This window comes from Burkholderia theae, assembly GCF_048565265.1.
Taxonomy (GTDB): domain Bacteria; phylum Pseudomonadota; class Gammaproteobacteria; order Burkholderiales; family Burkholderiaceae; genus Burkholderia; species Burkholderia theae.
The window spans coordinates 130,040-152,319 of sequence record NZ_CP183461.1; the positions used below are offsets into that span (position 1 = coordinate 130,040).

Consider the following 22,280-nt stretch of genomic DNA (forward strand, 5'->3'; position numbering starts at 1 on the left):
GCGCCCGCGCCGCTTCGGTCAAGGAGCAAGCTATGGCTGGAATGAAGGAAATTCGCGGCAAGATCAAGAGCGTGCAAAACACGCGCAAGATCACGAAGGCGATGGAGATGGTGGCCGCATCGAAGATGCGTCGCGCGCAGGAACGCATGCGCGCAGCTCGTCCGTACGCGGACAAGGTCCGTGCCATCGCCGCGCACATGAGCCGCGCGAACCCGGAGTACCGCCACCCGTTCATGGTGGCGAACGAAGGCGTGAACACGGCCGGCATCATCCTTGTCACGACGGACAAGGGTCTGTGCGGTGGTCTGAACACCAACGTGCTGCGTGCGACGGTGCAGAAGTTCAAGGAGCTGGAAGAGAAGGGCCAGAAGGTCGAAGCCACCGCGATCGGTAGCAAGGGCCTCGGGTTCCTGAACCGCTTCGGCGCGAAGGTGATGTCGCAGGTCGTGCACCTCGGCGACACCCCGCACCTGGACAAGCTGATCGGCGCCGTGAAGACGCAGCTCGATCTGTACTCGGAAGGCAAGCTGTCGGCGGTCTATATCGCGTACACGCGCTTCGTCAACACGATGAAGCAGGAAGCCGTGATCGAGCAACTGCTGCCGCTGTCGTCGGAACACTTCGAAACGGATGACGGCACGCCGTCGACTTCGTGGGACTACATCTACGAGCCGGACGCGCAGGCAGTCGTTGACGAACTGCTCGTGCGTTACGTCGAGGCGCTGGTGTACCAGGCCGTCGCGGAGAACATGGCGTCCGAGCAATCGGCGCGCATGGTCGCGATGAAGGCCGCGTCCGACAACGCGAAGACGGTGATCAGCGAACTGCAGCTCGTGTACAACAAGAGCCGTCAGGCCGCGATTACGAAAGAACTGTCGGAGATCGTCGGCGGCGCAGCCGCTGTTTAAGCGCGCGCCCGGGACGACAACTGCGCCTTTGCGCGAGTAAAGAATCAGGTATTTAAAGGAAAAGCGATGAGTACTGCTGCTTTGGTAGAAGGCAAGATCGTACAGTGCATCGGCGCCGTTATCGACGTGGAATTCCCGCGCGACAGCATGCCGAAGATCTACGACGCGCTTATTCTCGATGGCTCGGAACTGACGCTCGAAGTCCAGCAGCAGCTGGGCGACGGCGTGGTCCGGACCATCTGTCTGGGTGCATCCGACGGCCTGCGCCGCGGTCTGGTGGTGAAGAACACGCGGAAGCCGATCTCGGTGCCGGTCGGCAAGCCGACCCTCGGCCGGATCATGGACGTGCTCGGCCGCCCGATCGATGAAGCGGGCCCGATCGAGAGCGACGTGACGCGCTCGATCCACCAGAAGGCGCCGGCGTTCGACGAACTGTCGCCGTCGACCGAACTGCTCGAAACGGGTATCAAGGTCATCGACCTGATCTGCCCGTTCGCCAAGGGCGGCAAGGTCGGTCTGTTCGGTGGTGCTGGCGTGGGCAAGACCGTCAACATGATGGAGCTCATCAACAACATCGCGAAGGAACACGGCGGTTACTCCGTGTTCGCGGGCGTGGGCGAGCGTACCCGTGAAGGGAACGACTTCTACCACGAAATGAAGGACTCGAACGTTCTCGACAAGGTCGCGCTGGTGTACGGCCAGATGAACGAGCCGCCGGGCAACCGTCTGCGCGTCGCGCTGACCGGCCTGACGATGGCCGAGCACTTCCGTGACGAAGGCCTCGACGTGCTGTTCTTCGTCGACAACATCTACCGTTTCACGCTGGCCGGTACCGAAGTGTCGGCACTGCTCGGCCGTATGCCGTCGGCAGTGGGCTATCAGCCGACGCTGGCTGAAGAAATGGGCAAGCTGCAAGAGCGCATCACGTCGACCAAGAAGGGCTCGATTACGTCGGTCCAGGCCGTGTACGTCCCTGCGGATGACTTGACCGACCCGTCGCCGGCTACGACCTTCGGCCACTTGGACGCAACCGTCGTTCTGTCGCGTGACATCGCTTCGCTGGGTATCTACCCGGCGGTCGACCCGCTCGACTCGACGTCGCGCCAGATCGACCCGAACGTGATCGGTGAAGAGCACTACACGATCACGCGTCGCGTTCAGCAGACGCTGCAGCGCTACAAGGAACTGCGCGACATCATCGCGATTCTGGGCATGGACGAACTGTCGCCGGAAGACAAGCTGTCGGTCGCGCGTGCACGTAAGATCCAGCGTTTCCTGTCGCAGCCGTTCCACGTTGCTGAAGTGTTCACGGGCTCGCCGGGCAAGTACGTGCCGCTGAAGGAAACGATCCGTGGCTTCAAGATGATCGTCGACGGCGAGTGCGATCACCTGCCGGAGCAGGCGTTCTACATGGTCGGCACGATCGACGAAGCCTTCGAAAAGGCCAAGAAGATCCAGTAAGGGTCATGTGATCGGAGTAAGCGCTGAAGCGCTCACTCCCGCCGACCGCCGCAGGGCAAGAGTCAGTGCTGAGGCGCTAACTCTTGCCAACCGCGGCATGGGGCGGGGGTAAGTGCCAAAGCACTCACTCCCGCCGACAGGAGTCGATATGGCAACCATCAAAGTAGACGTCGTCAGCGCGGAAGAGCAGATCTTCTCGGGCCAGGCGAAATTCGTCGCGCTGCCGGGCGAAGCGGGTGAACTGGGCATTCTGCCGGGTCACACGCCGCTGATCACGCGGATTCGTCCGGGTGCGGTGCGCATCGAAGTCGAGGGCGGCAACGACGAATTCGTGTTCGTCGCGGGCGGCATTCTCGAAGTGCAGCCGGGTGCCGTGACGGTGCTCGCCGATACCGCGATCCGCGGCAAGGACCTCGACGCGGCGAAAGCCGAGGAAGCGCGCAAGCGCGCCGAGGAAACGCTGCAGAACGCGAAGTCGGATCTCGACCTCGCGAAAGCGCAATCCGAGCTCGCGACCGCGATGGCGCAGCTCGAGGCGATCCAGCGTCTGGCGAAGATTCGCAGCCGGCACTGAGCCGCGCCGCGTATCCCGCGAAAGAAAGGCAGCCTTCGGGCTGCTTTTTTTTCGTCTGCCGTTTGCGCGCCAGGTCGTTTCGTCCGGTCGTGCTATTTCATCCGTCCGCCGCGATTTGATGTCAGAGTGTTGTCAGCAGAGCGGGTCATCATCCGCGGTGAGGCTGTCCGTCGCGATCGCGGCGGCGGAGGCGGGCGCCGGAAGTGCGCGCGGGCCGATCGGACACAAAGGACGGAGACATTCATGGCAGCAGACCTTGGCGTAGCGGCGCTGATCGCGCCCGAAAACGGCTTGTCGTACGTGCGCGGCGCGACCGACGTGCCGCTATCCGAAGCGACGATCGGCCGCTTCCTGCTCGACACGGCCGGCCGCTTTCCCGATCGCCTGGCCGTCGTGTTCCGCGAGCAGCAGGTGCGCTGGACCTGGCGCGAGTTCGCGAACGAGGTCGACGTGCTGGCGGCCGGCCTGGCCGCGCTCGGCATCGTGAAGGGCGACTGCGTCGGCATCTGGTCGCCGAACCGCAGCGAGTGGCTGCTGACGCAGTTCGCGACCGCCCGGATCGGCGCGGTGCTCGTCAACATCAATCCGGCCTACCGGCTGTCGGAGCTCGAATACGCGCTGAACAAGGTCGGCTGCAAGGCCGTGATCGCGGCCGAGCGCTTCAAGACTTCCGCGTACGTCGAGATGCTGCAGACCATCGCGCCGGAGCTCGCGACCGCGACGCCGGGCGACCTGCATGCGGCACGCGTGCCGAGCTTGCGCACGGTCGTGTCGATGGGCGACGTCGCGCCGGCCGGCATGTTCCGTTTTGCTGACCTGATGGCGCGCGGTCGCCAGGCCGTCGATTCCGCGCTGCTCGATGCGATCGGCGCGACGCTCGTGTCCACCGACGCGATCAACATCCAGTTCACGAGCGGCACGACCGGCAGCCCGAAGGGCGCGACGCTCACGCATCGCAACGTCGTCAACAACGGGCGCTCGATCGCGACGGCGATGCGTTTCACCGAGCAGGACACGCTGTGCATTCCGGTGCCGCTGTACCACTGCTTCGGGATGGTGCTGGCCGTGCTCGCTTGTGTGTCGAAGGGGGCGGCGATGGTGTTCCCCGGCGAAGCGTTCGACCCGGTCGCGACGCTCGCGGCCGTGGCCGACGAGCGCTGCACCGCGCTGCACGGTGTGCCGACGATGTTCATCGCGGAGCTCGATCACCCGCAGTTCGCGACCTTCGAGCTGTCGACGCTGCGCACCGGGATCATGGCCGGTTCGCCGTGCCCGATCGAGACGATGAAGCGTGTCGTGTCGCAGATGCACCTGTCGGAGATCACGATCGCGTACGGGATGACGGAGACGAGCCCCGTGTCGTTCCAGAGCTCGACCGACGATCCGCTCGAGAAGCGCACGACGACGGTCGGGCGCATCCAGCCGCATCTGGAAGTGAAGATCGTCGATCCGGGCGGCGAGATCGTGCCGGTCGGCGCGACGGGCGAGCTGTGCACGAAGGGTTATTCGGTGATGCTCGGCTACTGGGACGACGACGCGAAGACACGCGAGGTGCTGGTCGACGGCTGGATGCATACGGGCGATCTCGCGACGCTCGACGCGGACGGCTACTGCAACATCGTCGGCCGGCTGAAGGACATGGTGATTCGCGGCGGCGAGAACGTCTATCCGCGCGAGATCGAGGAATTCCTGTTTCGGCATCCGAAGATCCAGAGCGCGCAGGTGTTCGGCGTACCCGATGCGAAATACGGCGAGGAGCTGTGCGCGTGGATCGTGCTGCGTGCAGACGAGCAGATGACCGAGGACGACGTGCGTGCGTTCTGCAACGGGCAGATCGCGCACTACAAGATTCCGCGCTATATCCGCTTCGTCGACGAGCTGCCGATGACGGTGACGGGCAAGGTGCAGAAGTTCGTGATGCGCGACCGGATGATCGAGGAACTGAAGCTCGACGTGCAGAAGACCGCGTAAATCGGCCTGGCGGCTCGGCGGCCAAAAAAAAGCGCGACGGCCTGAAGGCCGTTGCGTTTTCGATGGACGAAAAAAAGCGGGCTTATTAGCCCGCTAAAAACCACACGCTACGGGGTTAGCGCGAGGAGACCAAAGATGAAACCGAGTCCGGCGGGGGGCCGGAAACGACTCCAACAGGGATGCCCCTGGGAAGGGCTTCGGTACGTGACCGACTGGCTCGCAGCGCTTCGCGTCCGCTCACACTTGGCACACGAGACCGCATCCGTGTTGAAACCGTTGAGGCCATTGTGGGCGAATTAATGACCCGTTGCGGTAACAAAGTGTTTCAGGTTGTAACGCCCGCCAGATAAGGCTTCCCGGGATTTTTTGCTGTTTTCGGGATCCTGAAAAAGGTCATTTTTACCCATATTTTCCTCAGCGTTTTTATCGCATGCGCACGATGCGTTTTTCATGCGTATCAGGCTCGATGAACTGCCGATTTGCACGCGAGAAAGTGCGCCGCGCGGCAGATACCGCGCATGACGATTCATTCGTCGGAAAGATTTTGAAACGTGATCGGAATGCGCGGAAGTCGGCCGTTCGGCCAATTCGGCGGTTTCGGGCGGGTTTCTCGCCGCCGGCGTGCGGCGCCGAAGTGTAACGGCGGTCGGCCGGCCGCCGTCGCGCAGCCACTTTTACGGGCGGCGGCCACGGGGTCGGTGCCCGTTATCGGCCGCCGCGCGCCGGCTCGCTTACTTCAGCCACTTGTCCGAAATCGCCTGGTATTCGCCGGTCGACAGCGCGAGATGCAGCCACTGGTCGACGTACTGCTGGAACGCGACATCGCCGCGCGGCACCATGTAGGCCTTCTCGCCGAACTGGAACGGCTTGTCCGGATGCACCGAGCACAAGCCCGGATTCAGCTTTTGCTGCAGCAGCGTCTCGGACGCATCCGTCACCATCACGTCGGCCTTGCCCGCGAGAATCTGCTTGAAGATCGTCACGTTGTCCGGGTAGACGGTCAGGTTCGCGTGCGGGAAATACTGCTTCGCGAAACGCTCGTTGGTACCGCCCGGGTTCACGATCACACGCGTTTCGGGCCGGTCGATCTGCGCGACGGTCTGGTATTTGTCGGCGTCCGCGCAGCGTGCGATCGGCGCCTTGCCGTCGACGACGTACGGCTGCGTGAAGAACACGCGCTTCTGGCGCTCGAGCGTCGTCGATACGCCGCCCACCGCGATGTCGCACTTCGCGACGAAATCGCCGGTCAGGTTCGGCCAGCTCGTCTTCACGTAGTCGGTCTTCACGCCGAGCGACTTCGCGAGCGATTCGGCCATGTCGATGTCGATGCCCTCGAAGCGGCCGTCCGCGCGATAGTACGAATACGGCTTGTAGTCGCCCGTCGTGCAGACGCGCAGCGCGCCGCGCGCGAGCACGTCGTCGAGCCGCGAGCCGGCGCCGGGTGCGGCCGCACCCGCGCCGGTCTGCGCGTGCGCGGCGGCGCAGCAAAGCAACGCGGCCGCGGCGAGCGTGGCGAATGTCTTCATCGGTCTCCTCCTTGGTTTCGTTCGATATGAGCGTCCGATCATAACGGAGCCATCGCGCGCGTCATATGGCCGCCATCGCGTCGGATGCGCAGCCCGGCGGCGGCAGTCCGGTAAAATGCCGGTTTGCTCTCGCATCGTCGCTCCTACCGTGGCCCATACCCTGCTCAACGACACCTTCCTGCGTGCGCTTCTGCGCGAGCCGACCGACTACACGCCGATCTGGCTGATGCGCCAGGCCGGCCGCTACCTGCCCGAATACAACGCGACGCGCGCGCGCGCCGGCAGCTTCCTCGGTCTCGCGAAGAATCCCGACTACGCGACCGAAGTGACGCTGCAGCCGCTCGAGCGCTTTCCGCTCGACGCCGCGATCCTGTTCTCGGACATCCTGACGATTCCGGACGCGATGGGGCTCGGCCTCGACTTCCAGGTCGGCGAAGGGCCGAAGTTCGCGCACCCGGTGCGCACCGAGGCCGACGTCGCGAAACTCGCGGTGCCGGACATCGACGAGACGCTCGGCTACGTGACCGGCGCGGTGCGCGAGATCCGCCGCGCGCTCACCGATGGCCAGGGCCGCCAGCGCGTGCCGCTGATCGGCTTCTCGGGCAGCCCGTGGACGCTCGCGTGCTACATGGTCGAAGGCGGCGGGTCGGACGATTTCCGCACGGTGAAGTCGATGGCGTATTCGCGCCCCGACCTGATGCACCGGATCCTCGACGTGAATGCGCAGGCGGTGGCCGCGTACCTGAACGCGCAGATCGAAGCGGGCGCGCAGGCCGTGATGATCTTCGATACGTGGGGCGGCGCACTGGCGGACGGCGCGTACCAGCGCTTTTCGCTCGACTACATCCGCCGCGTGGTCGCGCAGCTCAAGCGCGAGCACGACGGCGAGCGTGTGCCGGTGATCACGTTCACGAAGGGCGGCGGGCTGTGGCTCGAGGAAATCGCGGCGATCGGCGTCGACGCGGTCGGGCTCGACTGGACGGTCAACCTCGGCGCCGCGCGCGAGCGCGTCGCGGGGCGTGTCGCGCTGCAGGGCAACCTCGACCCGACGATCCTGTTTGCGCCGCCGGCCGCGGTGCGCGAACAGGCGCGCGCGGTGCTCGACAGCTACGGCAACCATCCGGGCCACGTGTTCAACCTCGGGCACGGCATCTCGCAATTCACATCGCCCGACCACGTCGCCGAACTCGTCGACGAGGTGCACAACCACAGCCGCGCGATCCGTAGCGGAGCCGCCGGCTGAACGCAAGCGCCGTCATGCTGCACTGCAGGGTGACGATGTTTCGTTTTTGAAACTAAACAGGGCGCAACCCCGCACCGGTTGCCGATTCGTTGCTTGTCAAGACTTGACTTATACACATTTTCCACGTTGCAGCGCGGTAGAGCCCCGTATCGGTCAATTTGTCTCGCTATGGTCTGGTAATTTGAATAGCAGCCTTATGGAATAAGGCTCCGCGGGGCGCCGCAACAAGCGGCGAAAAACGGCGGAAAGCACGGCCCCGCACGCGTTGCGGCCATTGAGCGACGAGTTCTCAACAAAGTTATCCACAGGCTGGGCAGGGTATACGGCGATTCCTAATGCGAATCCAAAACTTAGCGCCGAATCTGAAGTTTTACTTTAAGTTCGCTGCCGCGATGCGGACGCGGATGCAAGCCGTCCACGCGGCGCGTGCCGCCGCCGGAGCGCCGTGATGGACGGCACCTACCTGCGCGTCGCGCTCGACCATCCGCTTGCGACCCTGTTTGACTACCGCTGCGACGCGCAGCCGGCGCCCGTGCCCGGCACGCTCGTGCAGGTGCCGTTCGGCAAGCGGCAGGCCGTCGGGCTCGTTTGCGAAGTGACGACTCACACCGACGTGCCGCCGTCCCGGCTGCGCGCGATCGACGCGATCTGCTCCGACCTGCCGCCGCTGTCGGCGGACTGGCTCGCGCTCGTGTCGTTCGCCGCCGACTACTATCAGCGCGGGCGCGGCGAGGTCGCGTTGCCGGCCCTGCCGCAAGCGCTGCGCGACGCCGGGCGCTGGGGGCGGCTGCTGGCGCCCGAGGTGCGCTAACGGCCGACGGACGCGGGCCGCGCGGCACTGCCCGACGCGTTGCCCGCGCGCGGGGCCGCGCTGCGGCGGCTCGCGCAGGCGCTCGTCGATACCGGCTCGCTGACGCTGCCCGATGCGCGCGCGCTGCATCCGAAGGCGGCCGCGACGCTCGACGACTGGGCGGCGCGCGGCTGGGTCGACGTCGAGGAGATCGGCTGGGCCGATACGCCTGTGCCCAAAGCTGTGGATAACCTGTCGACAACCGGTGGACGAGCTGTGCCGCCGGCGCTCACCGACCAGCAGGCCGAGGCGCTCGACGCGATCCGCGCCGCGCAGGGCTTCGCGCCGTTCCTGCTGCACGGCGTGACGGGCAGCGGCAAGACCGAGGTCTATCTGCATGCGCTCGCGTCGCTGCTCGATGCGCGGCCGGACGCGCAGGCGCTCGTGCTTGTCCCCGAAATCAACCTGACGCCGCAGTTCGAGGCCGCGTTTCGCGCGCGCTTCGCGGGGGCGCTCGCCGACGACGCGATCGTCACGTTGCACAGCGGGCTCGCCGAGGGCGAGCGGGCGCGCAACTGGCTCGCCGCGCATACGGGCCGCGCGCGGATCGTGCTCGGCACGCGCCTCGCGGTGCTCGCGTCGATGCCGACGCTCGCGCTGGTCGTCGTCGACGAGGAGCACGAGCCTGCGTACAAGCAGCAGGAAGGGCTGCGCTATTCGGCGCGCGATCTCGCCGTGTGGCGCGCGAAGCAGCTCGGCATCACGGTCGTGCTCGGTTCGGCGACGCCGTCGCTCGAAACCTGGTGGCAGGCCGAGCAGGGCCGCTACACACGGCTCACGCTGTCGCGCCGCGCGGTGGCCGACGCAACGCTGCCGACCGTGCGGCTGATCGATCTCGAAGAGGAACGGCGGCGCGGGCGCGCGTCGTTGGGCGGGCTGTCGGGGCCGCTCGTCGCCGGGTTGAAGGGGCGGCTCGAGCGCGGCGAACAAAGCCTCGTGTTCCTGAACCGGCGCGGTTACGCGCCACAGCTCGCGTGCGACGCATGCGGCTGGGTCGCGGGCTGCCCGCGCTGCAGCGCGTACGTCGTGCTGCACAAACCCGAACACGCGCTGCGCTGCCATCACTGCGGCTGGGAGTCACGCATTCCGCGGTCGTGCCCCGAGTGCGGGAACGTCGACATCGCGCCGCTCGGGCGCGGCACGCAGCGCATCGAGGAGGCGCTCGCCGAAGCCGTGCCGGGCGCACGCGTGCTGCGGATCGACGCGGACAGCACGCGCCGCAAAGGCAGCGCGCAGGCGCTCTTTTCCGACGTGCACGCGGGCGAGGTCGACATCCTCGTCGGTACGCAGATGATCGCGAAGGGGCACGACTTCCAGCGCGTGTCGCTCGTCGGCGTGCTCAATGCCGACACCGCGCTGTTCTCGCACGACTTCCGCGCGAGCGAGCGGCTGTTCGCGCAGCTGATGCAGGTGAGCGGCCGCGCGGGACGCGCCGGGCTGCCGGGCGAGGTGCTCGTGCAGACGCGTTACCCGCGTCACGCGCTGTACCACGCACTCGGGCGGCAGGACTACATCGGCTTCGCGAATTCGACGCTCGGCGAGCGCCGCGACGCGCACCTGCCGCCGTTCGTCTATCAGGCGCTGCTGCGCGCCGAAGGGCGCACGCTCGACGCGGCGCTCGGGTTCCTGCTGCAGGCCGCGGCCGCGCTGCCGGGGCTGCCGGGCGCCGATCGCGTGACCGTGTACGACGCGGTGCCGATGACGATCGTCAAGGTCGCGAACGTCCACCGCGCGCAGTTGCTGCTCGAAAGCGCGTCGCGGGCGGCGCTGCAGCATGCGCTGCGCGCGTGGCAGCCGGAGCTGCGCGCGCTGAAGGGCGTGCTGCGGTGGAGCGTCGAAGTCGATCCGCTGGATATCTGAGCGGCGCCCGCGCGGCCATCGCGCGGCGCGCTGCCCGGTGTTGACGCCCGGGCCGCCGGGCACCCTCGAACTGTCTCTCGTCGCGCGCCGGCAACCCGGCGCCGCACCCGCCGGCACGCCCAGTGCAACCCGTTTTGTTCCGCTTTCGCACACACCGCGGGTTGCCCACGCGTGTCAAACCGGCCCGCTCAGGGAAAACACCGATCCGCCGACCACGGGCAACCCCTAGGTTGCAACCGTCTAAGTGGCTGATTATATTGACTATCCAAAGGGTGCAACCTATCTCTCAATTTGGTTGCACCTTTTTATTGCGTGCCGTAGGATTTCGCGCATCCTCTCACACCACATTGCCGGGCTCGCACCGGCGCACGAACCCACCATGGCAAGCACGACTCTCGGCGTCAAAGTCGACGATCTTCTCCGCTCGCGCCTCAAGGACGCTGCCGCGCGTCTCGAGCGCACCCCCCACTGGCTGATCAAGCAGGCGATCTTCGCGTATCTCGAGCGGATCGAGCACGGTCAGTTGCCGCCCGAGCTGTCGGGCCACAGCGGCGTCACGGAGCTCGCCGACGGCCAGGCCGCGGACGGCGACGACGACAACTCGCCGCATCCGTTCCTCGAGTTCGCGCAGAACGTGCAGCCGCAATCGGTGCTGCGCGCGGCGATCACGGCCGCATACCGCCGCCCCGAACCGGAATGCGTGCCGTTCCTGCTCGGCCAGGCACGCTTGCCCGCGAACCTGCAGGCGGATGTGCAGGCGCTCGCGACCAGGCTCGTCGAGGCGTTGCGCGAGAAGAGCTCGGGCGGCGGCGTCGAAGGGCTGATCCATGAGTTCTCGCTGTCGAGCCAGGAAGGCGTCGCGCTGATGTGCCTCGCCGAAGCGCTGCTGCGCATTCCCGATCGCGCGACGCGCGATGCGCTGATCCGCGACAAGATCAGCAAGGGTGACTGGCGCTCGCACGTCGGCCACGCGCCGTCGCTGTTCGTCAACGCGGCGACCTGGGGGCTGATGATCACGGGCAAGCTCGTGACGACCAACAGCGAAGCGGGCCTGTCGTCGGCGCTCACGCGCCTGATCGGCCGCGGCGGCGAGCCGCTGATCCGCAAGGGCGTCGACATGGCGATGCGCCTGATGGGCGAGCAGTTCGTCACCGGCGAAACGATTTCCGAAGCGCTCGCGAACAGCCGCAAGTACGAAGCGCGCGGCTTCCGCTACTCGTACGACATGCTCGGCGAAGCGGCGACGACCGAAGAGGACGCGCAGCGTTACTACGCATCGTACGAGCAGGCGATCCACGCGATCGGCAAGGCGGCCGGCGGCCGCGGCATCTACGAAGGCCCGGGCATCTCGATCAAGCTGTCGGCGCTGCACGCGCGCTACTCGCGCTCGCAGCAGGACCGCACGATGAGCGAGCTGCTGCCGCGCGTGCGTGCGCTCGCGCTGCTGGCGCGCCGCTACGACATCGGCCTGAACATCGACGCCGAGGAGGCCGACCGCCTCGAACTGTCGCTCGACCTGCTCGAGGCGCTGTGCTTCGATCCGGATCTCGCGGGCTGGAACGGCATCGGCTTCGTCGTGCAGGGCTACCAGAAGCGCTGCCCGTTCGTGATCGACTACCTGATCGATCTCGCGCGCCGCAGCCGTCACCGCCTGATGATCCGCCTCGTGAAGGGCGCGTACTGGGACAGCGAGATCAAGCGTGCGCAGGTCGACGGCCTCGAAGGCTATCCGGTCTATACGCGCAAGATCTACACGGACGTGTCGTACCTCGCGTGCGCGAAGAAGCTGCTCGCGGCGCCCGACGCCGTCTATCCGCAGTTCGCGACGCACAACGCACACACGCTGGCCGCGATCTACCAGCTCGCGGGCCAGAACTACTACCCGGGCCAGTATGAATTCCAGTGCCTGCACGGGATGGGCGAGCCGCTGTACGAGGAAGTCACGGGCCGCGACAAGCTGAACCGTCCGTGCCGCGTCTATGCGCCGGTCGGCACGCACGAGACGCTGCTCGCGTACCTGGTGCGCCGCCTGCTGGAAAACGGCGCGAACACGTCGTTCGTGAACCGCATCGCCGACAAGACCGTGCCGGTGAAGGAACTGGTCGCCGATCCGGTTGATGAAGCGGCGAAGGTCGTGCCGCTCGGCGCGCCGCACGCGAAGATCCCGCTGCCGCGCAACCTGTACGGCGACGAGCGTCCCAACTCGATGGGCCTCGACCTGTCGAACGAACATCGTCTCGCGTCGCTGTCGTCCGCGCTGCTCGCGAGTGCGCATTTCCCGTGGCGCGCGGCACCGATGCTCGCCGACGACGCGCTCGCCGATGCGCCGGCCCGCGACGTGCGCAACCCGGCCGACCAGCGCGACGCGGTCGGCACGGTCAGCGAAGCGACGGCCGAGCACGTCAGCGCGGCACTCGCGCACGCGGTGGCTGCCGCACCGATCTGGCAGGCGACGCCGGTCGATGCGCGCGCCGATTGCCTGGTGCGCGCGGCCGACCTGCTCGAAGCGCAGATGCACACGCTGATGGGCCTGATCGTGCGCGAAGCCGGCAAATCGCTGCCGAACGCGATCGCCGAGATCCGCGAAGCGGTCGACTTCCTGCGCTACTACGCCGCGCAGATCCGCGAGGAATTCTCGAACGACACGCATCGCCCGCTCGGCCCCGTGGTCTGCATCAGCCCGTGGAACTTCCCGCTCGCGATCTTCATGGGCCAGGTGGCCGCAGCGCTGGCAGCCGGCAACACGGTGCTCGCGAAGCCGGCCGAACAGACACCGCTGATCGCCGCGCAGGCCGTGCGCCTGCTGCGCGAGGCCGGCGTGCCGGCCGGCGCGGTGCAACTGCTGCCGGGCGACGGCGAGACCGTCGGCGCGGCGCTGGTCGCCGATCCGCGCACGCGTGCGGTGATGTTTACGGGCTCGACCGAAGTCGCGCGCCTGATCAACAAGACGCTGTCCGCGCGCCTCGATCCGGACGGCAAGCCGATTCCGCTGATCGCCGAAACGGGCGGCCAGAACGCGATGATCGTCGATTCGTCGGCGCTCGCGGAGCAGGTCGTCGCGGACGTGATGCAGTCGTCGTTCGACTCGGCCGGTCAACGGTGTTCGGCGCTGCGCGTTCTGTGTCTGCAGGACGATGTCGCGGACCGCACGCTGACGATGCTCAAGGGCGCGATGCACGAACTGGCGCTCGGCAACCCCGACCGGCTGTCGACGGACGTCGGCCCGGTGATCGACGGCGAAGCGAAACAGACGATCGACACGCACGTCGCGACGATGAAGGACAAGGGCCACGCGGTCACGCAACTGCCGGCGCCCGAAGCCTGCACGCACGGCACGTTCGTGCCGCCGACGCTGATCGAGATCGGCAGCATCGACGAGCTGAAGCGCGAAGTGTTCGGCCCCGTGCTGCACGTGGTGCGCTACCGCCGCAGCCAGCTCGACAAGCTGCTGGAACAGATCCGCGCGACCGGCTACGGCCTGACGCTCGGCATCCACACGCGGATCGACGAAACGATCGCGCACGTGATCTCGAATGCGCACGTGGGCAACATCTACGTGAACCGCAACGTGATCGGCGCGGTGGTCGGCGTGCAGCCGTTCGGCGGCGAAGGGCTGTCGGGCACGGGCCCGAAGGCCGGCGGCGCGCTGTACCTGCAGCGTCTGCTCGCGACGCGTCCGTCGGGCCTGCCGCGCACGCTCGCGCAGGCGCTGGTGGCGGACGGCGCGGTCGAGGGCGATGCACGCGGCAACCCGGCGGCAGCGCTCACCACGCTGCGCGACTGGCTGATCGAGCAGCGCGAGCCGGTGCTGGCCGCGCGTTGCGACGGTTATCTCGCACAGGTGCCGGCCGGTGCAACCGCGGTGCTGACCGGGCCGACGGGCGAGCGAAACACGTATACACTCGGCCCGCGCGGCACGGTGCTGTGTGTCGCGGCGACGCCGGGCGGCGCGCGCGCGCAGTTCGCCGCGGTGCTGGCGACCGGCAACCGCGCACTGTTCGCCGGCGCGGCGGGCGAGGCGCTCGTCGCCGCGCTGCCGGCGTCGCTGAAGTCGCACGCGGTCGTGCGCAAGCAGGCCGACGCGGCGTTCGACGCGGTGCTGTTCGAAGGCGACAGCGACGAACTGCAGACGCTCGTGAAGGACGTCGCGCAGCGGCCGGGCCCGATCGTGTCGGTGCAGGGCGTGTCGGTGGGCGCGTTCGAGAACGGCGACGCGGAAGACTACGCGCTCGAGCGGCTGCTGACGGAGCGCTCGGTGAGCGTGAATACGGCCGCGGCAGGCGGCAATGCGAATTTGATGACGATCGGCTGATCATCCTTGCCGTTCGGATCAAACAAAGGAAGCGGCAAGGCGATCCCGAAGCCGCTCCATTTACCCTGGTACCAAGGAGATGCTATGCAACACACGATGAAAAAGCTGGCAGGCGCGACGTTTGTCGCCGTCATGTCGCTGGCGGGGACGGCCCATGCAGATGACGTGAAGATCGGTTACGCAGGGCCGATGACGGGTGCGCAGGCGCACTACGGCAAGGATATGCAGAACGGGATCGTGCTCGCGCTGGAAGATTTCAACGCGACGAACCCGAAGATCGGCGGCAAGCCGGTGAAGTTCGTGCTGAGCACGCAGGACGACCAGGCTGACCCGCGCACGGGCACGACGGTTGCGCAGAAGCTGGTCGACGACGGCATCAAGGGCATGCTCGGCCACTTCAACTCGGGCACGACGATTCCGGCTTCGCGCATCTACGCGAACGCGGGCATTCCGGAAATCGCGATGGCGACGGCGCCGGAATACACGCAGCAAGGTTACAAGACGACCTTCCGCATGATGACGTCCGACACGCAACAGGGCTCGGTGGCCGGCACGTTCGCGTCGAAGGATCTCGGCATGAAGAAGATCGCGATCGTCGACGACCGCACGGCCTACGGCCAGGGTCTCGCCGACCAGTTCGAGAAGGCCGCGAAGGCCGGCGGCGCGACGATCGTCGACCGCGAATTCACGAACGACAAGGCTGTCGACTTCAAGGCGATCCTGACCAAGCTGAAGTCCGTGAAGCCGGACCTCGTCTACTACGGCGGCGCCGATTCGCAGGCAGCGCCGATGGTCAAGCAGATGAAGACGCTCGGCATCACGGCACCGCTGATGAGCGGCGAAATGGTGAAGACGCCGACGTTCCTGAAGATCGCGGGCAACGCGTCGGAAGGCACGATCGCGTCGCTGGCCGGTCTCCCGCTCGAAGAGATGCCTGGCGGCAAGACGTACGCCGACAAGTACAAGAAGCGCTTCGGCGAAGACGTGCAGACCTACTCGCCGTACGCATACGACGGCGCGATGGCGATGCTCAACGCGATGAAGAAGGCCGATTCGACCGATCCGGCGAAGTACCTGCCGGTGCTCGCGAAGAGCGACATGGCGGGCGTCACGTCGACGCACGTCGCGTATGACGCGAAGGGCGACCTGAAGAACGGCGGCATCACGATGTACAAGGTCGAGAAGGGTGAGTGGAAGCCGCTGAAGAGCATCGGCGGCAAGTAAGCAGCCTTTGAATCGCGGGCGGCGGCGCGTGTCGCTGCCCGGTCGATCAAGCGAAAAAGCCACCGGGCCCGACGGCCCGGTGGCTTTTTTCATCTGCGCGAGCGGGCGCTAGTCGTCCTTGCGCACGCGCAGCAGGAACTTCTGCAGCTTGCCCGTCGGTGTGCGCGGCAGTGCCTGCGCGAACACGAACTCGCGCGGGATCTTGTACGCGGCGAGCCGTTCGCCGCAGAACGCGCGCAGCGCGTCCGCGTCGGGCACCGCGCCCGTCCGCAGCACGACGTGCGCGACGACCGTCTCGCCCCAGTCGGGATGCGGGACGCCGACCACGGCCGCCTCGGCGATGTCCGGGTGAGCGCCGAGCACGTCCTCCACTTCCTTCGAATAGACGTTCTCGCCGCCCGTCACGATCATGTCCTTCAGCCGGTCGACGATGAACAGGTAGCCATCCTGATCGATCCGCGCGATGTCGCCGGTGCGATACCAGCCCTCCGGCGCGAACGCGGCGCGCGTTGCGGCCGCGTCGTCGAGATAACCGAGCATCATGCTGTCGGCCTTCAGCCAGATTTCACCAGTCTCGCCCGGCCGCGCGTCGATGCCGTCCATCCGCACGACGCGCAGGTCGACGCCCGGGCCGCCGTGGCGGCCGATCGAACCGGCCTTCGCGACCTGCTCGTCCGGATACAGCGTCGAGCCGGCCGGCCCCGTTTCCGTCATCCCGTACACCTGGAAGAACGCATCGCTGCGATAGGCGCGTGCGAGCCGTTCGGCCTGCGCGGCGCCGATCGGGCCGCCGCCGTACAGCCATGCGCGCACGCTCGACAGATCGAATGCCGCGAAGCCGTCGACCGTGTCGAGCGGCAGCGTGTACGACACCGGCGCACCGAAATACAGCGTCACGCGCTCGCGCTCGATGGCCTGCAGGAAGCGCAGCGGATGGTATTCGCGCAGCAGCACGACGGTGCCGCCTGCATACAGCGTGCCGCCGAACCAGTTGTTGAGCGGCGACGAATGCCAGATCGGCATTGCCATCAGCGTGCGCTCGTGGCGGCCGATGCCGATCGCGAGCGCCGCCGACATCGCCGCGAGCGTCACGGTGCGGTGGCTGTGCACACAGCCTTTCGGGCGGCCGGTCGTGCCGGACGTGTAGAGGATCTGTGCGATGTCGCCGTCGGCGGGATCGATGCCCGCGAGGCCGTCCATGGCGGCGCACATCGTGTCGAAGCACGGCACACCGTCGAGCTCGCCTTCGGTCACGAGCCGCCGTGCGGGATGCACGATGCGTTCGAGCACCGGCGCGAGCGTCACGTCGAACAGGAGCGCCTTGCTGCGGCTGTGTTCGAGCACGTAGTCGACTTCCGGCGCCTGCAGCTTGTGGTTGATCGGCACGAACGTCGCGCCGAGCCGCCACGCGCCGAACATCAGGTCGACGAACGCCGGCGTGTTGAAGCACATCGCGGCGACGCGGTCGCCGGCCGCGATCCCGAGCGCGCTCAGCACGCCCGCCGCGCGATGCGAGCGCTCGCGCGCGGCCGCATAGGTGATCGTCGCGGATTCGCTGACGAGGAACGGCTTGTCGGGCGTCGCGCGGGCGGCGCGGTCGAGGGCGGCGACGAGGTTCATCGGGGGCTCCGGGCGGGGCGAACGAAGGCGAACGAACGGGCGTTCGTCAGGCGGGATACGCGCGCTGCAGCAACGCGGCGACGTCGATCGCGTGCGGGTCGAAGCCACCCGCGATGCGGCCCCAGTCGGGTGCCGCGAGCCGCGTCGCGACGAACGCGTCGGCGACGGCCGCCGGCGCATCGCGGCGCAGCAGGCACGCCTGCGCGACGAGCGCGAGCCGCTGCGCGAACACGCGGCCCGATGCCTCCAGCGTGTCGGCGGGCGCGCCGAGCATCGCGCGCAGCGCGTCGAGCGCCGCGCGGATGCGCGGTTCGCCCGCGCCGAGGTCGGCGAGCTCGGCGAACAGCGCGGCGGCCGCGTCGGGCTCGCGCGATACCGCGCGCAGCACGTCGAGGCACATCACGTTGCCCGAGCCTTCCCAGATCGAGTTGACGGGCGCCTCGCGGAACAGCCGCGCGATCGGGCCGTCGTCGACGTAGCCGTTGCCGCCGAACACTTCCATCACCTCGCCGGTCAGCTCGACCGCGCGCTTGCAGACCCAGAATTTCGCGGCGGGCGTGACGATCCGCTTCCATGCGCGTTCGCGCGGCGAGTCGTCGCGCTCGAACGCGTCGGCCAGGCGCATCACGAGCACGAGCGCGGCTTCGCTTTCGAGCGCGAGATCGGCGAGCACGGTGCGCATCAGCGGCTGCTCGGCGAGCGCGCGGCCGAACGCGTGACGCTGGCGCGTGTATGCGATCGCCTGCACGACGCCCTGGCGCAGCATCGCCGCGCTGCCGAGCACGCAGTTCAGCCGCGTGTAGGTGGCCATCTCGATGATGGTCGGAATGCCGCGGCCTTCGTCGCCGAGCATGATCCCCCACGCATCGTTCAGCTCGATCTCGCTGCTCGAGTTGCTGCGGTTGCCGACCTTGTTCTTCAGCCGCTGGATCTCGACCGCGTTCTTCGTGCCGTCCGGCCGCCAGCGCGGCACGTAGAAGCACGACGGGCTGCCGCCTTCGGTGTGCGCGACGACGAGGTGCGCGTCGCACATCGGCGCGGAGAAGAACCACTTGTGGCCGCGCAGCCGGTATTCGCCGCCGCGCTCGCCCGCGCCGACGGCGGTCGCGAGCGTCGTGTTCGCGCGCACGTCGGAGCCGCCCTGTTTCTCGGTCATCCCCATGCCGAACCAGATCGCGCGCTTGTCGGCGACCGGCACGTCGCGCGGATCGTAGTCGTCGCTGTAGAGCTTGTCGCGCAGCAGGTTCCACAGCGCGGGCTCCTTCTGCAGCACGGGGATCGCGGCCTGCGTCATCGTCGCCGGGCACAGCGTGCCGGCCTCGATCTGGCCATGCAGGTAGAAGCCTGCGGCGGTCGCGGCCCAGCGGCCGCGGCGCGACTCGCGGAACGCGAGCGACACGAAGCCTTCGTGGCGGTACTGGCCGAGCAGCGTGTGCCACGCCGGGTGGAAGTCGACGCGGTCGATGCGCCGGCCGCGCCGGTCGAACGTGTGCAGTTCCGGCGTGTGCTGGTTCGCTTCGTCGGCGAGCCGCGCGGTGTCGGCGCTGCCGAGCCGCGCGCCGTACGCGTCGAGTTGCGGCATGGCCCAGTCGGCGCCCGCGCGGGCGAGTGCGTCGCGCAGCGCGACGTCCGTCGCGAAGAGGTTATAGTCGGTCAGTTCGTCGAACTGGTTCGTGACGGCGTGAGTCGATTCGGTCATCGAGGTGGTCTCCGGTCTCATGCTTCGCGGGCGGCCGGCGTCATCCAACACGGGTGGCGCTGCGGCGCTGGTTCCGGCTCCCGGTAAAACGCATTCCCTGCTGATTTCAGAGTAGCAAATATGCCGCCGCGACATGTTCAGGTTCCGGCGCCGCCCGACCAGCCGGCGGCGCAACCCGCGCCCGCGTTGCGCCGCCGGCCGCGCCAGTCGCGCGCGCAGGCGAGTTCCGACGCGCTGCAGCAGGCATTCGTTCAGCTTTTGCTCGAACGCGGCTACGCGAAGGCGACGATCCGCGAGATCGCGGCCGTCGCGGGCGTGAGCGTCGGCACCTTCTACGAGTATTTCGGCGACAAGCAGAGCCTCGCCGCACTCTGCATCCACCGGTACGTGCTGGCGATGGCCGACCGGCTGCGCGATCTGGCGCAGCGGTTGCGCGGCGCGCCGCGGGCCGAACTCGCCGTGGCGCTCGTCGACCTGCAGGTCGACGCGATCGGCGCCGACGCGGCGCTGTGGAGCGCGCTGTTCGCGCTGGAGCGGCAGGTGTCGCCGCTCGCCGCCTACCGCCGGCACTACGACGCGTATGTCGCGCTGTGGCGCGATGCGCTCGCGCACGCGGCCGATCCGCCGCCGGCCGCGCGGCTCGACGGGCTTGCGCGGATGGCGCACACGGTCTGCTACGGCGGCCTCTCGCAGGCGTTGCTGACGCTCGGGCCCGCGCTCGACATGGCCGCGTTGCGCGGCGAACTGCGGGCCGTGCTGCTTGCGTATCTGGCGGCGGCGGGCCGGTAGCATGCCCTAGGGCCCGTGATTAGCGTGAACAGGCCCTAGGGGTAATGCCTGATTCGCATGTGAGGCCGGCAGGTCGGCCTTGCCGATGCGTGCTTCACACCGGGCGGCATGAGAAAAATGCATGGCCGCCATGACGAACTTTCGATTGTCCGCCGATATTGGCTGGGGCTAAATCATGCGGCAGATGCAGGGCCGCGCGCTGCGCGCGGGCCAGCCCGAAGGACATCAGAAGGAGGAGTCATGCGAAGCGCCACCGCGCCCCGTTCGAAACTGCCCGACGTCGGGACGACGATCTTCTCGGTGATCGGCCAACTGGCCGCTCAGCACGATGCGTTGAACCTGTCGCAGGGCGCGCCGAATTTCGCGCCCGATCCGGCGCTCGTCGAAGGCGTCGCCCGTGCGATGCGCGACGGGCACAACCAGTACGCGCCGATGGCCGGGCTCGCGTCGCTGCGCGAGCGGCTCGCGGAGAAGACCGAGGCGCTGTACGGCGCGCGCTACGACCCGGCGACCGAGATCACGGTGATCGCGAGCGCGAGCGAAGGGCTCTACGCGGCGATCAGCGCGCTCGTGCATCCGGGCGACGAGGTGATCTATTTCGAGCCGTCGTTCGACAGCTATGCGCCGATCGTGCGGCTGCAGGGCGCGACGCCCGTCGCGATCAAGCTGTCGCCCGAGCATTTCCGCGTGAACTGGGACGAGGTGGCCGCGGCGATCACGCCGCGCACGCGGATGATCATCGTGAACACGCCGCACAACCCGACCGCGACCGTGTTTTCGGCCGACGATCTCGCACGGCTCGCGCAGCTCACGCGCGATACCGGCATCGTGATCCTGTCCGACGAAGTCTACGAGCACGTCGTGTTCGACGGTGCGCTGCACCAGAGCGTCGCGCGCCACCGCGAGCTGGCCGAGCGCAGCGTGATCGTGTCGTCGTTCGGCAAGTCGTTCCACGTGACGGGCTGGCGGGTCGGCCATTGCCTCGCGCCGGCCGAGCTGATGGACGAGATCCGCAAGGTGCACCAGTTCATGGTGTTCGCGGCCGACACGCCGATGCAGGTCGCGTTCGCGGAGATCCTCGCGCGGCCGGACAGCTATCTCGGCCTGTCGGCGTTCTACCAGGCCAAGCGCGACCTGCTCGCGCGCGAGCTGGCCGATTCGCGTTTCGAGCTGCTGCCGAGCGAAGGCTCGTTCTTCATGCTCGCGCGCTTCCGGCACTTCTCGGACGAAAGCGACAGCGATTTCGTGCTGCGCCTGATCCGCGACGCGCGCGTCGCGACGATTCCGCTGTCGGCGTTCTATACCGACGGCACCGATGCCGGCGTGATCCGGCTCAGTTTTTCGAAGGACGACGCGACGCTGGTCGAAGGCGCGCGGCGGCTGCGTTCGCTGTAGTACGGAAACCGGCGACGGGGACGTCGCATCGACCAGGCACAAGGAGATCACGATGAAGCACACGGCAACCCTGAAACTCGCATTCGCACTCGCGTGCGCAATCGGCTCCGGCGCGGCACTCGCCGATGCGCAGACGCTGCGCTTCGGCCTCGAAGCGCAATATCCGCCGTTCGAATCGAAAGCGCCGAACGGCGACCTGCAGGGCTTCGACATCGACGTCGGGAACGCCGTCTGCCAGACGGCGAAGCTGTCGTGCAAATGGGTCGAGACGTCGTTCGACGGCCTGATTCCGGCGCTGAAGGGCCGCAAGTTCGACGCGATCAACTCGGCGATGAACGCGACCGAGCAGCGGCGCCAGGCGATCGATTTCACGACGATCATCTATCGCGTGCCGACCCAACTGATCGCGCGCACCGGCAGCGGCCTGCTGCCGACCCCCGAATCGCTGAAGGGCAAGCGCGTCGGCGTGCTGCAGGCGTCGATCCAGGAAACCTACGCGAAGGCGCACTGGGAGCCGGCCGGCGTCGCGATCGTCCCGTACCAGGACCAGAACCAGGCGTACACGGACCTCGTGTCGGGCCGCCTCGATGCGACGCTCGTGCTCGCGCCGTCCGGCCAGCGCGGCTTCCTGTCGCGCCCGGACGGCAAGGGCTTCTCGTTCGTCGGCCAGCCCGTGCACGACGACCGGATCCTCGGCAGCGGTATCGCATTCGGCCTGCGCAAGGGCGACGACGCGCTGAAGGCGAAGCTCGATGCGGCGATCGACAAGCTGAAGGCGGACGGCACGGTGAAGTCGCTCGGGCTGAAGTATTTCGGCGATATCGACATCTCGACGAAGTAAGCGGGGC

Annotated in this window: 14 protein-coding genes and 1 pseudogene; 11 read left to right on the forward strand and 4 right to left on the reverse strand. The window is 67.5% G+C overall.

Annotated elements, in window-relative coordinates:
* Window positions 1-32 precede the first annotated feature (32 nt).
* The 4 genes from atpG (at window position 33) to ACN22W_RS00615 (ending at window position 4,914) form a co-directional block, all read left to right on the forward strand.
* On the forward strand, window positions 33-908 hold the full coding sequence (gene atpG / locus ACN22W_RS00600) for a F0F1 ATP synthase subunit gamma (RefSeq protein ID WP_193097392.1): 876 nt from the start codon (window positions 33-35) through the stop codon (window positions 906-908).
* A 66-nt stretch (window positions 909-974) separates the two neighbouring features.
* Entirely contained in the window at window positions 975-2,369 is a 1,395-nt protein-coding gene (gene atpD, locus ACN22W_RS00605) for a F0F1 ATP synthase subunit beta (protein WP_129513371.1), read from the forward strand.
* 148 nt (window positions 2,370-2,517) lie between these two features.
* Window positions 2,518-2,943 (forward strand): F0F1 ATP synthase subunit epsilon, encoded by a 426-nt coding sequence (locus ACN22W_RS00610; RefSeq protein WP_048247907.1) that lies wholly within the window; start codon window positions 2,518-2,520, stop codon window positions 2,941-2,943.
* 243 nt (window positions 2,944-3,186) lie between these two features.
* Complete coding sequence (locus ACN22W_RS00615) at window positions 3,187-4,914, forward strand: AMP-binding protein (RefSeq protein ID WP_419685710.1); 1,728 nt, start codon at window positions 3,187-3,189, stop codon at window positions 4,912-4,914.
* Between the two features lie 296 nt (window positions 4,915-5,210).
* Here ACN22W_RS00615 and ACN22W_RS00620 read toward each other — a convergent pair whose 3' ends face one another.
* Window positions 5,211-5,366 carry a hypothetical protein gene (locus ACN22W_RS00620; RefSeq protein ID WP_412022722.1) on the reverse strand — a complete coding sequence of 52 codons (156 nt, stop codon included), beginning with the start codon at window positions 5,364-5,366 and terminating at the stop codon, window positions 5,211-5,213.
* 279 nt (window positions 5,367-5,645) lie between these two features.
* Window positions 5,646-6,440, reverse strand: coding sequence for a transporter substrate-binding domain-containing protein (locus tag ACN22W_RS00625; RefSeq protein WP_419685712.1), 795 nt, complete (start codon window positions 6,438-6,440; stop codon window positions 5,646-5,648).
* Between the two features lie 148 nt (window positions 6,441-6,588).
* Between ACN22W_RS00625 and hemE the strand changes: the two genes are divergently transcribed.
* From hemE to ACN22W_RS00645, 4 genes and pseudogenes are all read left to right on the forward strand, one after another.
* Window positions 6,589-7,683, forward strand: coding sequence for a uroporphyrinogen decarboxylase (gene hemE, locus ACN22W_RS00630; RefSeq protein ID WP_319022246.1), 1,095 nt, complete (start codon window positions 6,589-6,591; stop codon window positions 7,681-7,683).
* Window positions 7,684-8,131: 448 nt separating this feature from the next.
* Window positions 8,132-10,393, forward strand: a pseudogene (locus ACN22W_RS00635) (primosomal protein N').
* Between the two features lie 379 nt (window positions 10,394-10,772).
* Window positions 10,773-14,705 carry a trifunctional transcriptional regulator/proline dehydrogenase/L-glutamate gamma-semialdehyde dehydrogenase gene (gene putA, locus ACN22W_RS00640; protein ID WP_419685713.1) on the forward strand — a complete coding sequence of 1,311 codons (3,933 nt, stop codon included), beginning with the start codon at window positions 10,773-10,775 and terminating at the stop codon, window positions 14,703-14,705.
* 84 nt (window positions 14,706-14,789) lie between these two features.
* Window positions 14,790-15,929, forward strand: coding sequence for a branched-chain amino acid ABC transporter substrate-binding protein (locus ACN22W_RS00645; RefSeq protein WP_048247892.1), 1,140 nt, complete (start codon window positions 14,790-14,792; stop codon window positions 15,927-15,929).
* A gap of 108 nt (window positions 15,930-16,037) precedes the next feature.
* On the opposite strand, the gene ACN22W_RS00650 is transcribed toward ACN22W_RS00645, so the two are convergent.
* Entirely contained in the window at window positions 16,038-17,549 is a 1,512-nt protein-coding gene (locus ACN22W_RS00650) for a class I adenylate-forming enzyme family protein (RefSeq protein WP_419685716.1), read from the reverse strand.
* Window positions 17,550-17,595: 46 nt separating this feature from the next.
* Window positions 17,596-19,248, reverse strand: coding sequence for an acyl-CoA dehydrogenase family protein (locus ACN22W_RS00655; RefSeq protein ID WP_419685717.1), 1,653 nt, complete (start codon window positions 19,246-19,248; stop codon window positions 17,596-17,598).
* A 120-nt stretch (window positions 19,249-19,368) separates the two neighbouring features.
* Between ACN22W_RS00655 and ACN22W_RS00660 the strand changes: the two genes are divergently transcribed.
* From ACN22W_RS00660 to ACN22W_RS00670, 3 genes are all read left to right on the forward strand, one after another.
* Window positions 19,369-20,037, forward strand: a complete 669-nt coding sequence (locus tag ACN22W_RS00660; protein WP_419685719.1) for a TetR/AcrR family transcriptional regulator — start codon at window positions 19,369-19,371, stop codon at window positions 20,035-20,037.
* A gap of 240 nt (window positions 20,038-20,277) precedes the next feature.
* The gene (locus ACN22W_RS00665; RefSeq protein WP_419685720.1) at window positions 20,278-21,432 is read left to right on the forward strand and encodes a pyridoxal phosphate-dependent aminotransferase; all 1,155 of its coding nucleotides are present in this window, start codon (window positions 20,278-20,280) and stop codon (window positions 21,430-21,432) included.
* 52 nt (window positions 21,433-21,484) lie between these two features.
* Window positions 21,485-22,273 (forward strand): ABC transporter substrate-binding protein, encoded by a 789-nt coding sequence (locus tag ACN22W_RS00670; RefSeq protein ID WP_129513382.1) that lies wholly within the window; start codon window positions 21,485-21,487, stop codon window positions 22,271-22,273.
* Window positions 22,274-22,280 lie beyond the last annotated feature (7 nt).

Bases quoted from the DNA above. Each gene is read 5' to 3' on its own strand.
- atpG (WP_193097392.1), top strand. From the start codon at position 33: ATGGCTGGAATGAAGGAAATTCGCGGCAAGATCAAGAGCGTGCAAAAC.
- atpD (WP_129513371.1), top strand. From the start codon at position 975: ATGAGTACTGCTGCTTTGGTAGAAGGCAAGATCGTACAGTGCATCGGC.
- ACN22W_RS00610 (WP_048247907.1), top strand. From the start codon at position 2,518: ATGGCAACCATCAAAGTAGACGTCGTCAGCGCGGAAGAGCAGATCTTC.
- ACN22W_RS00615 (WP_419685710.1), top strand. From the start codon at position 3,187: ATGGCAGCAGACCTTGGCGTAGCGGCGCTGATCGCGCCCGAAAACGGC.
- ACN22W_RS00620 (WP_412022722.1), bottom strand. From the start codon at position 5,366: ATGAAAAACGCATCGTGCGCATGCGATAAAAACGCTGAGGAAAATATG.
- ACN22W_RS00625 (WP_419685712.1), bottom strand. From the start codon at position 6,440: ATGAAGACATTCGCCACGCTCGCCGCGGCCGCGTTGCTTTGCTGCGCC.
- putA (WP_419685713.1), top strand. From the start codon at position 10,773: ATGGCAAGCACGACTCTCGGCGTCAAAGTCGACGATCTTCTCCGCTCG.
- ACN22W_RS00645 (WP_048247892.1), top strand. From the start codon at position 14,790: ATGCAACACACGATGAAAAAGCTGGCAGGCGCGACGTTTGTCGCCGTC.
- ACN22W_RS00650 (WP_419685716.1), bottom strand. From the start codon at position 17,549: ATGAACCTCGTCGCCGCCCTCGACCGCGCCGCCCGCGCGACGCCCGAC.
- ACN22W_RS00655 (WP_419685717.1), bottom strand. From the start codon at position 19,248: ATGACCGAATCGACTCACGCCGTCACGAACCAGTTCGACGAACTGACC.
- ACN22W_RS00660 (WP_419685719.1), top strand. From the start codon at position 19,369: ATGCCGCCGCGACATGTTCAGGTTCCGGCGCCGCCCGACCAGCCGGCG.
- ACN22W_RS00665 (WP_419685720.1), top strand. From the start codon at position 20,278: ATGCGAAGCGCCACCGCGCCCCGTTCGAAACTGCCCGACGTCGGGACG.
- ACN22W_RS00670 (WP_129513382.1), top strand. From the start codon at position 21,485: ATGAAGCACACGGCAACCCTGAAACTCGCATTCGCACTCGCGTGCGCA.